Source organism: Pseudomonas sp. R2-60-08W, from assembly GCF_003852335.1.
In the GTDB taxonomy this organism is placed as follows: Bacteria; Pseudomonadota; Gammaproteobacteria; order Pseudomonadales; family Pseudomonadaceae; genus Aquipseudomonas.
Genome location: NZ_CP027731.1, coordinates 4,994,508 through 5,014,636 on the forward strand (window position 1 = coordinate 4,994,508; position 20,129 = coordinate 5,014,636).

The window sequence follows — 20,129 nt, forward strand, 5'->3', positions numbered from 1 at the left end:
AGAGATTGAGCCGGACTGTAGCAATTCATTTCGCACCGCGACAGGGCAAAATGTCGCTTTTATGAATTTAAATGGTGCATTTCTATAAATAACTGGCGTATTTCGCCCTGAAACAGGGATTTCAACCCGACACATGCACCAATGAGTGAAAGGTTGGACGACAGCCCCGCGCATCGCATTACCGCGTCCCGGGCACCAGATCGAGTATCTCGTTGATGCCCAGACAGCGCGGCTCCAGCTCCAACGTCCTGCCATGGGCGAGTATGCCCAAAGCGGTATCGCGCATGGCCAGGTAGGCACTGCGCAACATATGGTTGGCATAAATCACCGCGTTGAAACCTGCCTGCTCCAGCACCTCGAATTTCAGGTGAACATAACTGGTCGGCACGCAAATCAGCGGAACCTTGGGCCGTTGCAGACGAAACTGCCTGGCGAACTCAAGGATTTCCAGGCCATCCTGCCTGCGACTGTGGATCATGATGCCATCCGCCCCCGCCTCCACATACGCCAGGCATCGCGCCATCGCTTCCTCCATGCCGCGATCCAGGATCAGGCTTTCACACCGCGCAATCAGCATCAGCCCTGAGCCAGTGCGACTGGCGCAGCCGGCCTGGAGCTTGGCGCAAAATACCTCGATGGACTCCTGCGCCTGGTCGACCTCGGTGCCGAACAATGAGTTTTTCTTCAAGCCGCACTTGTCTTCGATCACCACCGCCGAGACGCCCGCGCGCTCCAGCATCTTGATATGAATCGCGAGATGCTCGGCCTTGCCGCCGGTATCGGCATCGAATATCAGCGGCAGCGAACACACATCAAATATTTCGCGGATCCCGGGCAAGCGGTTGCTGGGCGAAAGAATCTCGATATCGGGTAACCCCCGCTGTGTCGAGTCGGTCAGCGAACTCGACCAGATGGCGTCATACCCCACCGTATGCCCTGGGCTGATTTCCAGCCGAGCGCGCTGCGCGAGCAATGCCGATATCGGGCTATGGGCTTCGAGTACGCGCAGGCAACGATTGCTATCCAGTAGCGCCGACAGAGGGCGTCGGCGCGCGTCGGTATCCATCATAGGTTCAGGCTCCATGTCAGCGGCACAACGGGAGTTATCGGACAGCTCAATCCCAGGCGGGCTGTTCACACTTGAGTACAGATGCCATTTTCTGCAGATGTTCACAGGCCCTGGCCACGTACTCCCTGGATAGCTGCGCGATACGGCTGTAATCCACGGCCTGCCCGGTGGCGCTGGCGTAAAGCCGTAACGCCTCTGCCGCGTGCCTGAAATGGCGCGCTTCCACGCTGCCGCAGTGCACGCTGAGAAAGCTCGCCACGCGGCTGGCCTCACCAGCGCTGTACCCGCGCACATCGCGCAACCATTGTTTCCATAACGGCGTCATCAGGTTGTACTCGCCGGTGTTGAACAACTCCGTCATGGCCATCATTTCCAGCGCTTCGATGAGCTGCGGCGCCAATGGGCGTTTTTCCCCGACCCAACCGGAAAACTCCTTGGTGATCGGGTCCAGGAACTTGTCCTGCAGGCGCCATTCATCCGAGCCGCAGATCGCCGAAGCCATGCGGTAATACAGCTTGGAGTGGTGCGGATGCCCGTGCATTTCGCCCAGTCCGATGTCCTCGACGATGATCTCCCCACAGTGGGCCGCCGCTTCGAGCATCTTCAGCCGAGCGTCATCGGCCAGGGATGCCGACTCCTGAAGGATGCGCACGATGATGCTCGAGACGGCATGGGCGGCGCCGTCCGGGCTGCGCCAGCCACAGAAGAACGTACACAGCGACGACTCGCTCCAGTTACTGGAGGTCATGTCGACATAAGTCTCGCAGTACCTGTCCAGCTCGGCGGGCTGGCTGTTGAAACCGCTGAGCAGGGCCTGGGCCAGATGTCGGTCCTCGACATCCACCAGTGCCTGGTTCACGTACCCGATAAATTGGCGGCTCAGATTTTCCACGGCTCATATCCTTTTGGGTGGGGTTAATGCGCAACGACTTCTGACATGAAGCGGGCAAAGCGCGTGAGGCCTTCGATCAACGCTTCATGCTCAACGGCGTAGGAAATGCGGATGCTGTTGCGGTCGCCACAGCCGGAGCCGGGCACCACCGCGATATGGGCCTCGGTCAATAACAGATCGGCCAGGTGGTCGACGTCACGGATAACGGTGCCCAGGTAGCGGCCACCCAATTTGCGCGACACATCGATAAACAGATAGAACGCGCCCTCCGGCGGGGCGCAGGTAATGTCATCCACATGCCCCAGGCAAGTGCAGGCTGCGAGCAACTGCTGGTCGAGGAAGGCATTGATCTGCTGGGTAAAGTGCGGCGCGTCAGCCATCAGGCTGCCGAGCGCGGCGTATTGGGACAGGCTGCTGGGGTTTGACGTCGTGTGCCCTTGCAGGTTGTGCATGGCGGCGATGACCGGGGCGGGTGCGCACGCATACCCTACCCGCCAGCCAGTGACCGCGTGGCTCTTGGAAAACGAATCGACCAGCACCGTCTGGTGCTTGAGCGGCGCAAACAGCGACACGATGTTGTGATGTTCATGGGGCGCGCGCACCAGCTTGCGGTAGCACTCGTCGAACACCACCCAGAGCCGGTGTTTGAACGCGAGCCGGGCAATCCCCAACAGTTGTTCACGCTGATAAACCGTGCCCGTCGGATTGTTCGGGGTGTTGATCACAATCATGCGGGTGCGTGGGGTCAGGGCGTTTTCCACCGCCGCGCAGGTGAGGCGGTAGTCATCCGCAGCGGTATCGACATAGACCGGAACGCCACCGGCGAGCTGGATCTGGGTGGGGAAGGTTTCCCAGTACGGCACCGCAACGATGACTTCATCCCCCGGATCGAGCAGCACCATCGCGGCGTTATACAGCGCCTGCTTGGCTCCGGCGGTCACCGCCACTTCATCGGCGGCGTAATTCACCTCGCAGCGCTGAGTGACCTGCTGCGCCAGCGCCTGGCGCAGTTGGGGCAGGCCGATGGGCGGCGTATAGCGGTTGCGTGCATTGGCCAGCGCATCGCTCACGGCGGCTTTCATCGCCGGGCAGGCATCGAAGGACAATTCACCAGCGGCAAAATTGATCACGTTGACGCCGGCTTCTTTCAAGGCATTGGCTTTGCTGCGCATGCTGGACGTGCCCGGTGCGCGCAGACGTTGCGCACGCCGGGACAACGGCAATGACACGGCAGACGGTTCACTGTTGTTCATTGTTATACCTGCCAGAACACGCTGAAAAATTCGTTCGCCCTACCGGGCCTGAGCCTCCAGCCCTCGTTGAACCCGCCAGGACAGCGGCAGGGTGAGCAACAAGGTGGCGGCCAGCAGCAAAACGGCCAGGGGCACGCCGGTGGCATCCCCCAGGCTGCCGAACAGCACCGGCGCCAAGGCGCCGCCGCCGATGGTGCCGGTGTAGAACACTGCAAAAGCCTGGTCGCGCCTGCCCGGCCCCGCCAGGTCCGGCACCGCGCCGTAGAGCACCGACGACGTGCCATTGAGCACCAGCCCCAGCAGCGGCAACATCACCATCAAACCGGCGTAGGGCAGGTATACCGCCATGACGATCAGCAGCGCCGTGGTGAACTCCGTGACCCACACCGTCTTCATCATGCCGATACGCGCCCCCAGGTAACCGCACAACAGTTTGCCGAAGGCGCCTCCCACGAACAGCATCGTCAGCGCCAAACCGATCCCCGCAGGCCCGACCCCCTTGGCCTTGAGCAAAAACGGCAGGAACGTGAGAAATCCCATGCGCACCGCGCTGTCCAGCGTGCCGGTCAGGATCAGCGCACGCAGGCCGCTCACGGAGCCGGTGCCGCCGCCCGCACGGGTGGCTTTGGGCGGCGCCGCCAAACCCTCGGTGCGCGCCGGAATCAGCCACCACAACAAGCCTGCCGCCAGCAGCCCGAGTACACCCAGCAGGGTGACACTGGCGCGCCAACTGATGACCGCCAGCAACAGGCCGATCAACCCGGGGATCAGGGTTTTGCCGATATCTCCACTGAAGTTGTACTGCGACAGCGCTTGCTTGACGCCCCCGCCCGCCTCCCCGCCCGCCTCGTGGGCATCGGTGATCAACGACGAGGCCAGCGGGTGCTGCGTACTTGCGCCCAGCCCGCCCAGAAGCAGCGCCACCAGCAACACCGCCAGCCCACCGGCCTGGCCCGCCAGCAGATAGGCCAAGCCCGCCAGCGCAGTGCCGCCCACCAGCAAGCGCTGGCGCCCCCAGCGTGCCGCAGCGCGACTGGCCAGTAACTGGAAGCCGGCCATCATGCCCGCATAGGCCCCGCGCAACAGGCCGACCTGGGCGTAGCTGAGGCCGAACTGCGCCTGCCAGATTGGCAACAGCACATAAATTACATCGGTCAGGCCGTCGTGCACGGCATGCGCGCCACAACCGGCCACCAGGGAGCGGCGGCGCACAGTTGCCTGGTCAGGCGGTGACAACGACGGGGCTGCGGTTTGCTTCAGGGTGTTCATCCGGGTCAGTGGCTCTCAGGTAAAACGCCGGGTCAACCCAGCAATTGCGCGCAATCGTTCATCACGCCGGCTTTACGCTGCAGGTATTCGGCAAAAATACCGCGCGCCGTGGCGGGGTCCGCCTCAATCTGCAGGGCGGCGGTGAACTCGTTCACCGCCGCCACCGCATGGGCGAAATGGTCGCTCTCGGTGCCGCCGGTGTGCACGGTGACCCAGGCCACCGTCGCACGCGATCTTTCCGGCGGCACGCCCATGTCGCGCACGAACCACTGCGAGTACAACGGATGGATGAACTCCACTTCGCCGTGGGTGTACACCTCGTGGATCAGCGTGGTCAGCAGCCCCTGCAGCAGGTCGCGATCACGCAGGCGACGGCTGTCGGTCCAATCCTTGAACGCCTGCGCCGAGGGCAGGCAGTTGTCCTTCAACATCCACTGGTCATCGCCGCACAGCGCGGTCGCCATGGTGTAGAAAAGGTCCGCGTGCACGGTGTTGCCCAACGCGCCCAAGTCTTCATCGGTAATGCGCTGCAGGCTGCCGCAGGCACGGTACAGCTGCGCCGCGGCGGTGGAGCCGGCGTCGGAACGCGCCAGCAAGGTAATCCGGTTGGCCAGGCCGGACACACTGGCCGCAGAATTATTGGTCTTGGACCAACTGGCGAAGAACTTGCGCAGCACCGCCGGCGAATGCCGACGCGAGGTGAGTCGCGCAAAAGCCTCTTCGATAACCATCAGCGCCTCTTCCTGAGCCCAAAAGGCTTCGAACAGGGCATGCCGCAAGGTACTGGCCGGCATGTCATTCAATACCGGTTCGACGATCTTCAGCAACTGGCTGCGCTTGATCACGGTGTCAGTCATATTCACCTCTCATAGTCCATTATTGGATGAAACATCAGGCCGGTTTGCCGCGTTGGCCGGCGATCAGCGCCTGGGTGTCTACCGGTTTCCAGCCCAGCAGGGCGATTACCAGCGACAACAGTTGAAAGCCTGCGATCAATGCCACGCAGCCCGGCCAGCCCCACTGCTCCCAGAGCAGCGCCGGGGCCACTGCACCGGCGCTGCCGCCCAGGTAATAGCCGGTCAGGTACAGGCCCACGGCGCCGGACTTGTCCTGCCCGGCCGTGGTGGCGATGTACGCATTGGCACAGGCCTGGGCCAGGAATACGCCGGTCGAACTCAGGGCCAGGCCCAGCACGATCAACCACAGGGACGGCAACAAGGTCAGGGCCGAACCGCAGAGGCCGAGCGCCACGGCGCCGCTCAGTAGCTGAGATTGCGGTCGCGACTTGCTCAAGCGCCCCGCAATGGGAATGACCACCAGCGCCAGCAGGAACACGGCATACAGTGTCCCCAAGGCTGCGGCGCCCAGGTTGAACGGTGCCTGGCTGAGATACAGCCCGGCATAGGTAAAGGTCGCGACTTGTGAGAACAGCACGCAGAAACCGACGCCATAGGCCGCCATCAAGGGTTTGCGCAGCAGCCAGCGTACCCCGCGCGCGCCCACGCCCCCGACGCCGGGACGCGCCACTGGATTGGCCGGCAGCAGCAACAGGATCAGCAGACCGACCGCCAGGCTGATCACCGCCAGCAGCTCGAAGGCTTCCCGCCAACCGACATACTGGGTCATGACCCCCGAGACAAAGCGCCCGGCAAACCCGCCGAGTACCGTACCTGCGACGTAGAGGCTGGTGATCTCGGTGACGCTCGCTGCGCGCCAGCGGTCGCCGATATAGGCCACGCTGGTGGCGAATACCACCGGGATCAACATACCCTCGATAAACCGCCACACCAGCAGCTCGGCAAAACTGTCCACATAGGCCGTCAGCAGCGCCGGCAGCGCCAACAGCAACGCGGCCACGACAATCACGTTGCGTTGCTCGAAACGCCCGGTCAGGCGCCCGACAAAAGGCGCAGCCAAAGCCACTGCCAGGGTAGTCACCGTAATGCTCCACCCGGCCTGCCGGGCGCTCACCTGGAAGCTTTCGGCAAACACAGGCAGGATGCTCTGGGTCGCGTAGAGATTGAGAAACGCCGCACAGCCACACAGAAACACGGCAAAGCGGGCATGATGCAGGCGCGGGTTCATGGGACCTCTCGTCTTATTGTCGAGGATCTTTATAGAATGCGCAGCGTGGCGAATACCAATACCGAATTCGGACCGATCAATACCCAGGAAACAGAATGCTTGATCTACGCAAGTTACGTTACTTCCTGACGGTCGCCGAAGAGCTGCACTTCGGTCGCGCGGCCCAGCGCCTGCACCTTGCCCAGCCGCCCCTGACCCGGCAGATCTCGGCCCTGGAAACCGAGCTCGGCTTTCGCCTGTTTGACCGCACCAGCCGCACGGTCACGCTGACCGCCCAGGGCCGGCACTTTCTACCCTATGCCCGCGCGGCGCTGGAGCACGCCCGGCTTGCGCAGGACATTGCCGCCAAGCTGGCCGCCGGCTCGACCGGCCAACTGGTCGTGGGGTATGCCAGCTCGATCGCGCTGTCGGAGCTGTTCAGCCAAACCCTGCAAGCCTTCGCCCAGCGTTTTCCCGAGGTGCAACTGACCCTGGTGGAAAGCGCTTCCGGCAGCCTGCACGCGCATGTGCTGGACGGCCGCATCGACATCGGCATGAGCCGCCTGCTGCCGGAGCCCGGGCAAGCCGACGTCGAGGTGTTGTCGTTGGGGCAAGAACCCCTGGTGGCGGCGCTTTGCAGCGACAACCCATTGGCTGGCCAGGCCGAAGTCACCCTCGCCCAGCTCAGCGAGTTCCCGTTGATTCTGTTCCCCAGCGATTACGGTTCAGGCCTCAACGGTTCCATCGAGCACCTGTATCAACGCCACGGCCTGGCGCTGCGCCCGGGCCCTGCGGGGCGCCAGATCACCTCGATCATCGCCCTGGTGGCGGCAGGCCAGGGTGTCTCGCTGGTGCCCCAGTGCACCCGCACCCTGGCCAGGCAAGGCGTGGTCTACCGACCGTTGGCAGACCCCGAAGCCTGGGTGCACCTGCTGATCCTCACTCGCTCACAGTCACGCTCGCTGTTGGTCGAGGCGTTCATGGGGGTGGTCGGTGAATTGCTGCAAGGCCGGCCGGCGCTGGCGCCGCCGGCATAATCCGGGCAAAAAAATACCCCTGCGCGAGGGGTATTTTTCTACAGGCTGCTCCGTACAGGCGCTGCCGAGGCGGCGCCTGTTGCCGAATCAGGCCAGTTTCTTGTGGCGTACCCGGTGCGGCTGGGCCGCCGCGTCGCCCAAACGCTTCTTGCGGTCGGCTTCATACTCGGTGTAGTTGCCCTCGAAGAACAACGCTTGCGAATCATCCTCGTAAGCCAGGATATGGGTGGCAACGCGGTCAAGGAACCACCGATCGTGAGAGATCACAATGGCGGCGCCCGGGAAGTCCAGCAGAGCTTCTTCCAGGGAGCGCAGGGTTTCAACGTCGAGGTCGTTGGACGGTTCGTCGAGCAGCAAGACGTTGCCGCCTTCTTTCAAGGTCAGGGCCAGGTGCAAGCGACCACGCTCACCACCGGACAGGTCCTTGACGAACTTCTGCTGGTCGCCGCCCTTGAAGTTGAAGCGGCCGACATAGGTGCGCGACGGGATTTCGTAGTTGCCGATACGGATCTGGTCGGATCCGTCGGAAATCTGCTGGAACACCGTCTTGCTGCCGTCGAGGTCGTCGCGGCTCTGGTCCACACAGGCCAGTTGCACGGTTTCGCCGATCTCGATGCTGCCGGAGTCCGGGGTTTCCTTGCCCATCAGCATGCGGAACAGCGTGGATTTACCCGCACCGTTACCGCCGATAACGCCGACGATTGCGCCTTTTGGCATGGAGAACGACAGGTTGTCGATCAACACACGGTCGCCGTAGCCTTTGCTCACGTTCTTGAATTCGATGACCTTGTCACCCAGGCGCGGGCCGGCCGGGATGTAGATCTCGTTGGTTTCGCTGCGCTTCTGGAATTCCTGCGACTGCATTTCTTCAAAGCGCTGCAGACGGGCCTTGGATTTGGACTGGCGAGCCTTGGCGCCCTTGCGCACCCACTCCAGTTCTTCCTTCATGGCTTTTTCATGGGCCGATTGCTGCTTGGATTCGGCGGCCAGACGATCAGACTTGGCTTCCAGCCAACCGGAGTAGTTACCCTCGTAAGGGATACCGGCGCCACGGTCGAGCTCGAGGATCCAGCCGGCGACGTTGTCCAGGAAGTAGCGGTCGTGCGTGATCGCAACCACGGTGCCTGGGAAGTCGTGAAGGAAGTGTTCCAGCCAGGCGACAGAATCGGCGTCCAAGTGGTTGGTCGGTTCGTCGAGCAGCAACATGTCGGGAGCCGACAGCAGCAGGCGGCACAGGGCCACACGGCGTTTTTCACCGCCGGACAGGAATTCGACCTTGGCGTCCCACGCCGGCAGGCGCAGCGCGTCGGCGGCGACTTCCAGCTGGCGCTCCAGGTTGTGACCGTCGCTGGCCTGCAGGATCGCCTCGAGCTTGGCCTGTTCAGCGGCCAGCTTGTCGAAGTCGGCATCTTCCTCGGCGTAAGCGGCGTAGACTTCGTCCAGGCGGGCCTGGGCGTTCTTGATCACGGCGACCGCTTCCTCGACCACTTCACGTACGGTCTTGGTCGGGTCCAGGATCGGCTCCTGGGGCAGGTAACCGATGTTCAGTTCGGGCATCGGGCGGGCTTCGCCTTCGAACTCGGTGTCGACGCCGGCCATGATTTTCAGCAGCGTGGACTTACCCGAACCGTTAAGGCCAAGCACGCCGATCTTGGCGCCCGGAAAAAAGGACAGTGAAATGTTTTTCAGGATTTCCCGCTTCGGCGGAACAACTTTTCCCAGCCGATGCATGGTGAAGACGTATTGAGCCATGGTGAACCTAGCGTCAGTGACGGATGAATTAAGCGGACGAAGCCCGTGCCAGGCCATGCGCCGCGCGGGCCGTTGACTATTATCAATGCCGGCGAGCGGAAAAAGCCTGAATGTCTGGGGCTGGAACGCCCCCGCGTAACCGGCAAAGCTACCTGAATGCGCTGGGGCAGTCCAGCCAGGCGGGACTGGCACTTTGCCACAACTCAAGGCATGCTAGCCGCCCTCCGGGCGTCCGGCTTATAGTGCACGTCGCGCGCCAGTCCAGCCAAACCGCAGGATTACAGCTTGTCCAAAGTCACGTCGCCTACTCCCTTGCGCGCCGCTCATATAGCGCCGGGAGCGCCCCTGCACGGCACCCTCAAGGGCGCATTGGCGACGCTTGTGCTGATGTTGCTCGCGTTATTGTTCTGGCAACTGCTCGATCAATTGCAGCAAAACCAGAAAAACCAGCAGCAATACACCATCGACTACAGCGCCGACCTGGCCGAGCAGATCAGCCAGAACATGGCCTTGAGCGCACAGATTGCCCTGAATCTGCTGCCGATCGTCGAGCCGCCGCGCAACGCCGAACAACACCAGGCCCTGATCCTCACGTTGCAGCGCTCATTGCCCGAACTGCGCAGCGTCGCCCTGCTCGCCCCCAGCGGTGCCCTGATCAGCGACACCGCCAACGACAGCCAGGACAGCGCCCTGCTCCAGGAACTGGTCAAGCGCAGCCACGCCCAATCCTATTACCTGAGCAACGACAACGACGGCAACGTGATTTATCTGTTGCTGCACCAGCCCAGCGGCGGCTCGAAGATGTACTGGGCGCTGCGCCTGGCGCCCACCTACCTGGCCAACCTGACTCGCCAGGATGCCAAGGGCCAGCGCCCGATGTGGGCGATCGAGAACCGCCTGAACCAGCGCGTGGTCAGCCGTGACAACGGCATGCCGGCACCGTGGGCCGGTGCGTTGACCCCGGACGAATTGAATAAAAGCGTGCTGGTCACGCCGTTGAGCAAGAGCGACTGGCAACTGCGCGGGCTGTTCGACCGCAGCGCGGTGCTCGAACAACTGCTGCCAGCGTTTATCGGCAAATGCCTGCTGGGGCTGGCGTTTTCGCTGGTCCCAGTAATCGTGCTGCTGAACATGCGCCGCCGTCAGCGCCAGGTGCACGAAGGCCGGCGGCGTTATCAGGATATTTTCGAAGGCACCGGCGTGGCCCTGTGCGTACTCGACCTTTCGGGGTTGAAGGCGTTCTGCGACAAGACCCAGGTGCAGGGCCGCGAGCAATTGCACGCCTGGCTGCGGGCCAACCCCGCTGAGCGGCGCAAACTGCTCAAAGAGCTGCGCGTCACCGAGGTCAACCAGATGGCGGTGCGCCTGTTGAACGTGGCTTCCTGCGAGCAGGCCTGGGAGCGCCTGATTGACGATTGCCCGAGCAATGCCACGTCTATCGGCCACCAGGTGCTCGAAGCCGTACTGACCCGGCAAAAACAGCTGGAGCTGGAAATCCAGCTCAACGATGTGGCGGGCAATGACCAGTACCTGTGGCTCGTGATGCGTTTGCCGGAACAGCAGGATGACGTCAAGGCGGTGATCCTCAGCATCAGCGATATCACCAGTCGCAAGCTGATCGAGCTGTCGCTGGTCGAGCGCGAGAGTTTCTGGTCGGATGTGGTACGCACCGTGCCCGACCACCTGTATGTGCAGGACGTTATCAGCCAGCGCATGATTTTCAGCAACCATCACTTGGGCCATACCCTCGGCTACGACAAGGCCGAACTGCACGAGATGGGCGAGTACTTCTGGGAAATCCTCTTGCATCCCGAAGACGCCGAGCATTACCACGACTTGCGTCAACAGCAACGCCAGGCGGCCTACACCACCCAACTGCACTGCCAACTGCGCTTTCGTCACCGCAATAACCAGTGGCGACGCTTCGACATCCGCGAACAGGCCCTGGCCAGGGACACGTCGGCGGTGGTCACACGGATCATCGGCGTGGCCAAGGACATCACCGACCAGATCGAGGCCAGCGAATCCCTGCGCGACAGCGAACAGCGCTACCGCATGCTGGCCGAAAGCATCAGTGACGTGATCTGTTCCACCGACAGCCAACTGGCCCTCAACTACGTCAGCCCCTCGGTCAATGCGGTACTGGGGTATAACGTGGACTGGGTGTTCAAGAATGGCTGGCAGTCGATCATCGCCAACCCGCAACAGCTCAGCGGTATTTATGGGCTGATGGAACAGGTCAGCCGCGCGGTGGGCAATCCCGAAGCGCTGAACAGCCTGCGCGACGAGGTGCAGACCCAACTGTTCCTGTTCGACTGCCTGCGCGCCGATGGGCGTAAAGTGCCCATCGAGCTGCGCGTGGTGCTGGTGTGGGACGAACATGGCGCGTTTGAAGGCATCCTCGGCGTGGGCCGCGATATCAGCCAGCAACGCCGCGCCGAAAAAGACCTGCGCATGGCGGCCACAGTGTTCGAACACTCAACCTCAGCCATCCTGATCACCGACCCGGCCGGCTATATCGTGCAGGCCAACGAGGCCTTCAGCCGGGTCAGCGGTTACGCCGTGAGCGATGTACTCGACCAGTTGCCGAACATGCTCACCGTCGACGAACAGCAAGAAGCCCACCTGCGCTACGTGCTCAAGCAACTGCACCAGCACAGTACCTGGGAAGGCGAAGTGTGGCTCAAGCGCCGCAATGGCGAGCACTACCCGGCCTGGGTCGGCATCACGGCGGTGTTCGACGATGAAGGCGACCTGGCCAGCTACGTGTGTTTCTTCAGTGATATCAGCGAGCGCAAGGCCAGTGAACAGCGCATCCACCGCCTGGCCTATTACGACGCCCTGACCCACCTGCCCAACCGCACCTTGTTCCAGGACCGCCTGCACACCGCGCTGCAGTCGGCGGAGCGGCAAAAGTCGTGGGTGGTGTTGATGTTCCTCGACCTCGACCGTTTCAAGCCGATCAACGACTCCCTGGGCCACGCCGCCGGCGACCGTATGCTCAAGGAAATGGCCACGCGCCTGCTTGGTTGCGTGGCCGAAGACGACACCGTGGCGCGTATGGGCGGCGACGAGTTCACCTTGCTGTTGCAACCGCGCGTCAGCCGTGAACTGGCGCTGAACCGCGCGATCACGGTGGCCGAGCAGATTCTGGCCAGCCTGGTGAAGCCATTCGTGCTGGAGGGCCGCGAGTTCTTTGTGACCGCCAGCATCGGCATAGCCCTCAGCCCCCAGGACGGCAACGAGCTGAGCCAGTTGATGAAAAACGCCGATACGGCGATGTATCACGCCAAGGAGCGCGGCAAGAACAACTTCCAGTTCTACCAGGCCGACATGAACGCCAGCGCCCTGGAGCGCCTGGAGCTGGAAAGCGACCTGCGCCACGCCCTGGAACAGAACGAATTCGTGCTCTATTACCAACCGCAGTTCAGCGGCGACGGCAAACGCCTGACCGGCGCCGAAGCCCTGCTGCGCTGGCGCCACCCGCGCCGAGGCCTGGTGCCGCCGGGGGATTTCATCCCGGTGTTGGAGGAGTTGGGGCTGGTGGTGGACGTGGGCGACTGGGTAATCAGCGAAGCCTGTCGCCAGCTCAAAACCTGGCACCAGAACAAAGTGCGGGTGCCGAAAGTCTCGGTCAACATCTCGGCGCGGCAGTTCTCCGACGGGCAACTGGGCACGCGCATCGCCACCATCCTCAAGGACACCGGCCTGGCGCCGGCGTGCCTGGAGCTGGAGCTGACCGAAAGTATCCTGATGCGCGAAGTCAACGAAGCCCTGCAGATCCTCGCCAGCTTGAAAAACCTGGGGCTGAGCATTGCAGTCGATGATTTTGGCACCGGTTATTCGTCGCTCAACTACCTCAAGCAATTCCCTATCGACGTGTTGAAGATCGACCGCACGTTCGTCGATGGCCTGCCCTCCGGCGAGCAGGACGCGCAGATCGCACGCGCTATCATCGCCATGGCCCACAGCCTGAACCTGGCGGTCATCGCCGAGGGCGTGGAGACCCACGAGCAGTTGGACTTCCTGCGCGAGCATGGCTGCGATGAGGTGCAAGGCTACCTGTTCGGGCGGCCGATGCCGGCGAGCCGGTTCGAGGCGCAGTTCAGTAATGATGCGCTCTTCATGTTCGACTGAGATTTTGTGTGGGGCTGATGCCCCCGATGAGGCCGGCACAATCACCGCCTACCCCAGATGAGCCCCGCTTGTCCGAGACATGATGTCCTTTCATATGCCATCTAAAACCCATTGGGTTAGAATGCCCTCCTTTTCTGCCCCGATCCTTGAGGACCGCCATGTTCAGCCGTGATTTGACTATTGCCAAGTACGACGCCGATCTCTTCGCCGCCATGGAGCAAGAAGCCGTGCGCCAGGAAGAGCACATTGAGCTGATCGCTTCGGAAAACTACACCAGCCCTGCGGTGATGGAGGCTCAAGGTTCGGTCCTGACCAACAAGTACGCCGAAGGCTACCCAGGCAAGCGCTACTACGGTGGTTGCGAGTACGTCGACGTGGTTGAGCAGTTGGCCATCGATCGTGCAAAAGAGCTGTTCGGCGCCGATTACGCCAACGTCCAGCCGCACGCCGGTTCCCAAGCCAACAGCGCGGTGTACCTGGCCCTGCTGCAAGGTGGCGACACCATCCTGGGCATGAGCCTGGCCCACGGCGGTCATCTGACCCACGGCGCCAGCGTTTCTTCCTCGGGCAAGCTGTACAACGCCGTTCAATACGGCATCGATGCCAACGGCCTGATCGACTACGACGAAGTCGAGCGCCTGGCGGTCGAGCACAAGCCAAAAATGATCGTGGCCGGTTTCTCTGCCTACTCGCAGATCCTGGATTTCCCACGCTTCCGTGAAATCGCGGACAAGGTCGGCGCCTACCTGTTCGTCGACATGGCCCACGTCGCCGGCCTGGTTGCGGCTGGCGTCTACCCGAACCCGGTGCCTTACGCTGACGTGGTCACCACCACGACCCACAAGACCCTGCGCGGTCCACGTGGCGGCCTGATCCTGGCGCGCGCCAACGCCGAGATCGAGAAGAAGCTGAACTCTGCGGTATTCCCGGGCGCCCAGGGTGGCCCGCTGGAGCACGTGATCGCCGCCAAGGCGATCTGCTTCAAGGAAGCGCTGCAGCCTGAGTTCAAGACCTACCAGCAACAAGTGGTCAAGAACGCCAAGGCCATGGCCGGCGTGTTCATCGAACGCGGTTATGACGTGGTGTCCGGCGGGACTGAAAACCATCTGTTCCTGCTGTCGCTGATCAAGCAGGACATTTCCGGTAAAGATGCTGACGCTGCCCTGGGCAAAGCCTTCATCACCGTTAACAAGAACTCCGTGCCGAACGACCCACGCTCGCCATTCGTCACCTCCGGCCTGCGCTTCGGCACCCCGGCTGTGACCACGCGCGGCTTCAAGGAAGCAGAGTGCAAGGAACTGGCCGGCTGGATCTGCGACATCCTGGCGGACCTGAACAACGAAGCCGTGATCGACGCGGTACGTGAGAAGGTCAAGGCTATCTGCAAGAAGTTGCCGGTGTACGGCGCTTGATAGCAGTGGTTTGAACAAGAAGCCCGGCTCTTAAGCCGGGCTTTTTTTATGGCTGTTTGAATGTGAAATGCGATCAAATGTGGGAGGGGGCTTGCTCCCGATAGCGGTGGGTCAGTAATAGATAAGTGCCTGACACACTGCCATCGGGGGCAAGCCCCCTCCCACATTTTTTGATCGCATTTCAGGTCAGGGTTGGTGGACCTTGGCGAAGCCTCCGCGAATCTTGTCCTCCGGCAACTCATCGGCAATAAACACAATCACACTCTCCCGTGCCTCGCCTTCGGCCCATTCGGTGTCCCAGTCGAAGCCATAGAGCTTCAGCACGCCCTGAAACACCATGCGCCGCTCTTCCCCGGCAATGTTCAGCACGCCCTTGTAACGCAGCAATTGCTTGCCGTGGTCTTCCAGCAACTCGTTCATGAACTCACTGAGGCGGTCGATATCCAGCGGCTGGTCGGTGCGCAGCACCAGGCTGGAGATACGGTCGATGGACGGCGCTGCGCTGACCGGGCGCAGGCTCATGCCGGCGTTGAGGTTGAAGCCTCGCACATCGAGCAGTTCGGCCAGGTCGATGGCGCCATGGTCCACCACTCGAATCGGTGCGCGGCGGTTGATGCGGGTCAGGCGTTCGCTGAGGGCGTCGAAGGTGGCATCGTCCACCAGGTCACGCTTGCTCACCAGCAGGCGGTCGGCAAAGCCGATCTGTGCCTGGGCGATGGTTTGGGCCAGGTGTTGCTCGGCGTGGGCGGCGTCCACCAGCGTAATGATGCCGTCGAGGATGTAGCGGTCGCGCAGTTCCTCGTCGATGAAAAACGTCTGCGCCACAGGCGCGGGGTCCGCCAGGCCGGTGCATTCGATCACCAGGCGGTCGAAGGCGATCTCGCCGCTGTCCAGGCGCTCAAGCAGCAGGTAGAGGGCTTTGGTCAGGTCGGTGTGGATGGTGCAGCACACGCAGCCGTTGGACAGGGTCATGACTTGCACCGGCTCGGCGCCCAGCAGTTGGGTGTCGATGCCGGCGTCACTGAATTCGTTTTCGATCACGGCGATCTTCAAGCCGTGTTCGGCCTTGAGCAGGTGGCGCAGCAAAGTAGTCTTGCCGGCGCCGAGGAAGCCACTGAGAACGGTGACGGGAATGGGAGAGGACAAAAGAAATTCTCCTTGAAGAAACACAGAAACAAATGTGGGAGGGGGCTTGCTCCCGATAGCAGTGTGTCAGGCACTTATGTGGCACTGATACACCCTATCGGGAGCAAGCCCCCTCCCACAGGGGTATTGCACTAATTCAGCAGCACTTGGGCCCACCCTTGCCGCCGTAACGGGCTTCCTGGCGTTCCCGGAAGAACGCCTTGTAGTCCATCATCGGCTTGTCCGGGTGTTTGGTTTGCATATGCTCGACGTAAGTGTCGTAGTCGGGCATGCCGACCATCAGGCGCGCAGCCTGACCGAGGTATTTACCGAGGCGACTGATGTCATTGAACATGGGTGCAATCCTCGATTATGCGTCCGGTACAGCCTGGAACGGGGCTTCTTTATCCGTACGCTCTTTGTTGCCCCAGGCGGCAATGCCGACCTTGAGCGCATAGAACAGGATGCTGAACACCACGAACAGGAACAGCGCCGTCAGCGTGGCGTTGGTATAGGCGTTATAGATCACATGCTGCATCTGATCGATGCTCTTGGCCGGGGCCAGGATCTGGCCATTGGCCAGGGCATCACTGTATTTCTTCGCCAGCGACAGGAAGCCGATCGCCGGGTTGGCGTCGAACAACTTGATGAAGCCCGCCGTGGTGGTGCAGATCAGCAGCCAGACCGCCGGCAGCAAGGTCACCCAAATGTAGCGCTGGCGCTTCATTTTGATCAGCACAACCGTGGCCAGCATCAGCGCGATACCCGCCAGCATCTGGTTGGAGATACCGAACAACGGCCACAAGGTGTTGATGCCACCCAGTGGATCGATCACGCCCTGGTACAGCAGGTAACCCCACATTGCCACACAACCGGCGGTGGCGATCAGGTTGGCGGTCCAGGATTCGGTGCGTTTGAGCGATGGCACGAAGGAGCCGAGCAGGTCCTGCAGCATGAAGCGACCGGCACGGGTACCGGCGTCAACCGCCGTCAGGATGAACAGCGCTTCGAACAGGATCGCAAAGTGGTACCAGAACGCCATGGTGTTTTCACCCGGCAGTACGCTGTGCAGGATCTGCGCGATACCGACCGCCAGGGTCGGCGCACCGCCGGCACGCGCCAGAATGGTGGTTTCACCGATGTCGTGGGCCACGGCCGACAGCGCCTCGGGGGTGATTGCAAAGCCCCAGCTGCTGACGGTCTGCGCCACGGTAACAACGTCGCTGCCGACGATCGCCGCCGGGCTGTTCATGGCGAAGTACACGCCAGGCTCGATCACCGACGCGGCAACCATCGCCATGATGGCCACGAATGACTCCATCAGCATGCCGCCGTAACCGATGTAACGGGCGTGGCCTTCATTGGCCAGTAGCTTGGGCGTGGTGCCCGAGGAAATCAGCGCATGGAAGCCGGAGACCGCGCCACAGGCGATCGTGATGAACAGGAACGGGAACAGGCCGCCCTTCCACACAGGGCCCGTGCCGTCGATGAACTGGGTGAGCGCCGGCATTTTCAGGTCAGGCATGGTGACCAGGATGCCAATCGCCAGGGCGATGATGGTGCCGATCTTCAGGAAGGTCGACAGGTAGTCACGCGGTGCCAGGATCAGCCACACCGGCAACACTGCCGCGACGAAACCATAGCCGATCAGCATCCAGGTGATCTGGATCCCGGTGAAGGTGAAGGCCTTGGCCCAGACCGGGTCAGCGGCAATCTGCCCGCCCAGCCAGATCGAACCGAGCAGCAACAGCACGCCGATGATCGAGATTTCACCGATGCGCCCCGGGCGGATGTAGCGCATGTAGATGCCCATGAACATCGCGATCGGGATGGTCGCCATCACCGTGAAGATGCCCCACGGGCTCTCGGCCAGGGCCTTGACCACGATCAGCGCCAGCACCGCGAGGATGATGATCATGATCAGGAAGCAGCCAAACAGCGCGATGGTCCCCGGCACGCGGCCCATTTCTTCGCGGACCATGTCGCCCAGGGAACGGCCGTTACGCCGGGTGGACAGGAACAGGATCATGAAATCCTGCACCGCACCGGCCAGCACCACGCCGGCGATCAGCCACAGGGTGCCGGGCAGGTAACCCATCTGCGCCGCCAATACCGGGCCGACCAGAGGGCCTGCGCCGGCAATCGCCGCAAAGTGGTGACCGAAAAGGATGTGTTTGTTGGTCGGCACATAGTCCAGACCATCGTTGTTGATCACTGCGGGGGTGGCCCGCCGTGGGTCCAGTTGCATCACGTTATTGGCGATGAACAGACTGTAGTAACGGTACGCAACCAGGTAGATGGCCACTGCAGCGACCACAATCCACAAGGCGTTGATCGCCTCGCCGCGGCGCAAGGCCACTACGCCAAGGGCGCACGCTCCTACGATTGCCAGCACCAGCCAGGGTAGATGGCGTAGCAGGCTATTATTATTTTTCATTTTTATATTCCAGCCAGGGTGGACAGAAAGGACAGCCAGCCCGAGTTTAGCGCTGTTGGCCTTAAAGGCCACCCCCCTACGTTGGTCTAGAGCCTTGCCGGCGCAAAAAAAGCAGAAATAACTGCCGAATGATGGCGTAGGGCTACAATTTGCCTATTCGGCATTGCTGGAAAGCTAGAAGCCAACACAGATCAAAATGTGGGAGGGGGCTTGCTCCCGATGGCGGTGTATCAGTGACCTATATGTGCCTGACACACTGCTATCGGGGGCGAGCCCCCTCCCACATTGGTTTTGCGGTGTTGTTGATTATTCGAACAGTGCATCCAAGGCTTGCTCCAGGCGCGTGACCCCAATCACCTGCAACCCCGACGGCATTTCCTTTGGCGCGTTGCCCTTGGGCACGATCGCGCGTTTGAAGCCGTGCTTGGCCGCTTCCTTCAAGCGCTCCTGGCCACTGGGCACCGGGCGCACTTCGCCCGACAGGCCCACTTCACCAAACACCAGCAAATCATGGGGCAAGGGCCGGTTACGCAGGCTGGACATCACCGCCGCCATCAGCGCCAGATCAGACGCGGTCTCCAACACCTTGACCCCGCCGACCACGTTAAGGAACACGTCCTGGTCGTGGGTCGGAATACCCCCATGGCGGTGCAACACTGCCAGCAGCATCGCCAGGCGGTTTTGATCCAGTCCAAGTGTGACCCGGCGAGGGTTGGCCAGATGGCTGTCATCCACCAGCGCCTGGACCTCCACCAGCATCGGCCGGGTGCCTTCCCACGTCGCCATCACCACGCTGCCGGGGACTTCTTCCTGGGCGCGGGTAAGAAAAATCGCCGATGGATTGGAGACTTCTTTCAGCCCCCGGTCAGTCATGGCGAACACACCCAACTCGTTCACCGCGCCGAAGCGGTTTTTCACCGCCCGCAGCAACCTAAGGCGGCCATCGGATTCACCTTCGAAATACAGCACGGTATCCACCATGTGTTCCAGCACGCGCGGCCCGGCCAGCGCGCCTTCCTTGGTCACGTGGCCCACCAGGAAGATCGCCGTACCGCTCTGCTTGGCGTAGCGCACCAACAGCGCCGCACTTTCACGCACCTGGGAGACGCCGCCAGGGGCAGATTGCAGTTGCTCGGTGAAAATCGTCTGGATCGAGTCGATCACCATGACCTTTGGCTTCTCGATCCGCGCCGTGGCGATGATGGTTTCGATGCAGGTTTCGGTCATGACCCGCAGTTGGTCCTGGGGCAAGCCCAGACGACGAGCGCGCATCGCCACTTGTTGCTGGGATTCCTCGCCGGTGACGTACAGCGCCGGCATGCGGCTGGCGATGCTGCACAGCGTTTGCAGCAGGATCGTGGACTTACCGATGCCTGGGTCGCCGCCGATCAACACGACGGAGCCGTCCACCAGGCCACCGCCCAATACCCGGTCCAGCTCACCGGAGGCCGTGGAGAAGCGCGGCACCTCTTCGACGCTGACTTCGGCCAAGGTCTTGATCTGCGCTTGTTGCCCGGTCCAGCCGGTGCGCCCGGCAGGGGCCGCAGCGCCGCCGCTTTCAATCATGGTTTCAGTCAGGGTGTTCCACGCACCGCACTCGCCGCACTGGCCCGCCCACTTGGGAAAGGTCGCGCCGCACTCCGTGCAGCCGTACATGCGCTTGGCCTTGGCCATTCGAGAAC

At 62.0% G+C, this 20,129-nt stretch carries 14 protein-coding genes; 3 read left to right on the forward strand and 11 right to left on the reverse strand.

Annotated elements, in window-relative coordinates:
* Positions 1 to 178 precede the first annotated feature (178 nt).
* From aepX to C4J90_RS22810, 6 genes are read right to left on the reverse strand one after another with little or no spacing between them, the layout of a single operon-like run.
* A complete protein-coding gene (aepX, locus tag C4J90_RS22785) occupies positions 179 to 1,069 on the reverse strand; it encodes a phosphoenolpyruvate mutase (RefSeq protein WP_124364479.1) in 891 nt (296 codons plus the stop codon).
* A 46-nt stretch (positions 1,070 to 1,115) separates the two neighbouring features.
* Positions 1,116 to 1,961 (reverse strand): hypothetical protein, encoded by an 846-nt coding sequence (locus tag C4J90_RS22790; RefSeq protein ID WP_124364480.1) that lies wholly within the window; start codon positions 1,959 to 1,961, stop codon positions 1,116 to 1,118.
* A 23-nt stretch (positions 1,962 to 1,984) separates the two neighbouring features.
* The gene (locus tag C4J90_RS22795; protein WP_124420877.1) at positions 1,985 to 3,214 is read right to left on the reverse strand and encodes a pyridoxal phosphate-dependent aminotransferase; all 1,230 of its coding nucleotides are present in this window, start codon (positions 3,212 to 3,214) and stop codon (positions 1,985 to 1,987) included.
* A gap of 39 nt (positions 3,215 to 3,253) precedes the next feature.
* Positions 3,254 to 4,483 carry an MFS transporter gene (locus C4J90_RS22800; RefSeq protein WP_124420878.1) on the reverse strand — a complete coding sequence of 410 codons (1,230 nt, stop codon included), beginning with the start codon at positions 4,481 to 4,483 and terminating at the stop codon, positions 3,254 to 3,256.
* 32 nt (positions 4,484 to 4,515) lie between these two features.
* The gene (locus C4J90_RS22805) at positions 4,516 to 5,340 is read right to left on the reverse strand and encodes a hypothetical protein (protein WP_124420879.1); all 825 of its coding nucleotides are present in this window, start codon (positions 5,338 to 5,340) and stop codon (positions 4,516 to 4,518) included.
* Between the two features lie 34 nt (positions 5,341 to 5,374).
* Entirely contained in the window at positions 5,375 to 6,568 is a 1,194-nt protein-coding gene (locus tag C4J90_RS22810) for an MFS transporter (RefSeq protein WP_124420880.1), read from the reverse strand.
* A gap of 95 nt (positions 6,569 to 6,663) precedes the next feature.
* Between C4J90_RS22810 and C4J90_RS22815 the strand changes: the two genes are divergently transcribed.
* Positions 6,664 to 7,584, forward strand: coding sequence for a LysR family transcriptional regulator (locus tag C4J90_RS22815; RefSeq protein ID WP_124415640.1), 921 nt, complete (start codon positions 6,664 to 6,666; stop codon positions 7,582 to 7,584).
* Between the two features lie 87 nt (positions 7,585 to 7,671).
* Here C4J90_RS22815 and ettA read toward each other — a convergent pair whose 3' ends face one another.
* Positions 7,672 to 9,336, reverse strand: a complete 1,665-nt coding sequence (gene ettA / locus C4J90_RS22820; RefSeq protein ID WP_124420881.1) for an energy-dependent translational throttle protein EttA — start codon at positions 9,334 to 9,336, stop codon at positions 7,672 to 7,674.
* Between the two features lie 285 nt (positions 9,337 to 9,621).
* Here ettA and C4J90_RS22825 point away from each other — a divergent pair, with 285 nt between their 5' ends.
* Together C4J90_RS22825 and glyA are read left to right on the forward strand one after the other, a co-directional pair.
* On the forward strand, positions 9,622 to 13,473 hold the full coding sequence (locus tag C4J90_RS22825; protein ID WP_124420882.1) for a bifunctional diguanylate cyclase/phosphodiesterase: 3,852 nt from the start codon (positions 9,622 to 9,624) through the stop codon (positions 13,471 to 13,473).
* A gap of 158 nt (positions 13,474 to 13,631) precedes the next feature.
* Positions 13,632 to 14,885, forward strand: coding sequence for a serine hydroxymethyltransferase (gene glyA, locus C4J90_RS22830; protein ID WP_119740983.1), 1,254 nt, complete (start codon positions 13,632 to 13,634; stop codon positions 14,883 to 14,885).
* 186 nt (positions 14,886 to 15,071) lie between these two features.
* Here the strand turns inward: glyA and yjiA are convergent, their stop codons facing one another.
* The 4 genes from yjiA to radA all read right to left on the reverse strand — a co-directional run bounded on the left by yjiA (position 15,072) and on the right by radA (position 20,121).
* On the reverse strand, positions 15,072 to 16,031 hold the full coding sequence (gene yjiA, locus C4J90_RS22835; protein WP_124420883.1) for a GTPase: 960 nt from the start codon (positions 16,029 to 16,031) through the stop codon (positions 15,072 to 15,074).
* A 136-nt stretch (positions 16,032 to 16,167) separates the two neighbouring features.
* Positions 16,168 to 16,365: a YbdD/YjiX family protein gene (locus C4J90_RS22840; RefSeq protein ID WP_003176208.1), complete on the reverse strand. Its 198-nt coding sequence runs from the start codon at positions 16,363 to 16,365 to the stop codon at positions 16,168 to 16,170.
* Positions 16,366 to 16,380: 15 nt separating this feature from the next.
* Positions 16,381 to 18,447, reverse strand: a complete 2,067-nt coding sequence (locus C4J90_RS22845; RefSeq protein WP_124364489.1) for a carbon starvation CstA family protein — start codon at positions 18,445 to 18,447, stop codon at positions 16,381 to 16,383.
* A gap of 306 nt (positions 18,448 to 18,753) precedes the next feature.
* Positions 18,754 to 20,121: a DNA repair protein RadA gene (gene radA / locus C4J90_RS22850; RefSeq protein WP_124364490.1), complete on the reverse strand. Its 1,368-nt coding sequence runs from the start codon at positions 20,119 to 20,121 to the stop codon at positions 18,754 to 18,756.
* Between the last annotated feature and the right edge of the window lie 8 nt (positions 20,122 to 20,129).

Coding starts and splice junctions, on each gene's coding strand:
- aepX (WP_124364479.1), bottom strand. CDS start 1,069: ATGATGGATACCGACGCGCGCCGACGCCCTCTGTCGGCGCTACTGGAT.
- C4J90_RS22795 (WP_124420877.1), bottom strand. CDS start 3,214: ATGAACAACAGTGAACCGTCTGCCGTGTCATTGCCGTTGTCCCGGCGT.
- C4J90_RS22800 (WP_124420878.1), bottom strand. CDS start 4,483: ATGAACACCCTGAAGCAAACCGCAGCCCCGTCGTTGTCACCGCCTGAC.
- C4J90_RS22805 (WP_124420879.1), bottom strand. CDS start 5,340: ATGACTGACACCGTGATCAAGCGCAGCCAGTTGCTGAAGATCGTCGAA.
- C4J90_RS22810 (WP_124420880.1), bottom strand. CDS start 6,568: ATGAACCCGCGCCTGCATCATGCCCGCTTTGCCGTGTTTCTGTGTGGC.
- C4J90_RS22815 (WP_124415640.1), top strand. CDS start 6,664: ATGCTTGATCTACGCAAGTTACGTTACTTCCTGACGGTCGCCGAAGAG.
- ettA (WP_124420881.1), bottom strand. CDS start 9,336: ATGGCTCAATACGTCTTCACCATGCATCGGCTGGGAAAAGTTGTTCCG.
- glyA (WP_119740983.1), top strand. CDS start 13,632: ATGTTCAGCCGTGATTTGACTATTGCCAAGTACGACGCCGATCTCTTC.
- C4J90_RS22840 (WP_003176208.1), bottom strand. CDS start 16,365: ATGTTCAATGACATCAGTCGCCTCGGTAAATACCTCGGTCAGGCTGCG.
- C4J90_RS22845 (WP_124364489.1), bottom strand. CDS start 18,447: ATGAAAAATAATAATAGCCTGCTACGCCATCTACCCTGGCTGGTGCTG.
- radA (WP_124364490.1), bottom strand. CDS start 20,121: ATGGCCAAGGCCAAGCGCATGTACGGCTGCACGGAGTGCGGCGCGACC.